Origin of the sequence: Vaccinium witches'-broom phytoplasma str. VAC, from assembly GCF_000309405.1 — a bacterium.
In the GTDB taxonomy this organism is placed as follows: Bacteria; Bacillota_I; Bacilli_A; order Acholeplasmatales; family Acholeplasmataceae; genus Phytoplasma.
Map to the genome: position 1 here is coordinate 1 of NZ_AKIN01000190.1, position 491 is coordinate 491.

At 25.1% G+C, this 491-nt stretch carries 1 pseudogene; it reads left to right on the forward strand.

Features of this window, described 5'->3' with window-relative positions:
* Nucleotides 1-196: 196 nt before the first annotated feature.
* Nucleotides 197-491: pseudogene (locus tag RI68_RS02860) on the forward strand (hypothetical protein); the annotation flags it as partial.

A 491-nucleotide genomic window follows, 5' to 3' on the forward strand; every position in this document is an offset into this window, starting at 1 on the left:
ACTATCAAATGGCGATCATAACTAAAAAAACCTGCCAAAATGGCAATACTTACATCTATTTTTCTAATGGAAAAATCAAAACCATTCATAAAGATGGCACCATTACCTGGAAAACAAAAAGAATTTTTAAAACTAAAAAAACTAACAAAAGACCTTAATTTAAAGGTCTTTTTTTATTTAAAGAAAGGAATATCAAATGTTAAATAACCAAGATTTTTTTAATATTCAACAATTTAATACTAATATCCAAACTGTGGAAATCTTAAAATGTTTTTTTAACAAAGACACCTTTAATCTTTCTATTAACGAATATATGAAAACCAATTACCAACAATTAAACCATTATTTTAACCAAAATAACATCAACTCTCAAAGTCAAAAAGTAATCCGTGGTAAAATCAATGAATATCTTATTTTACTCTATTTTCAAAACCAAGGAATCATTCATTTATATCCTCAAGCTTATTTATTCTTCATCCCCGACATTAAAT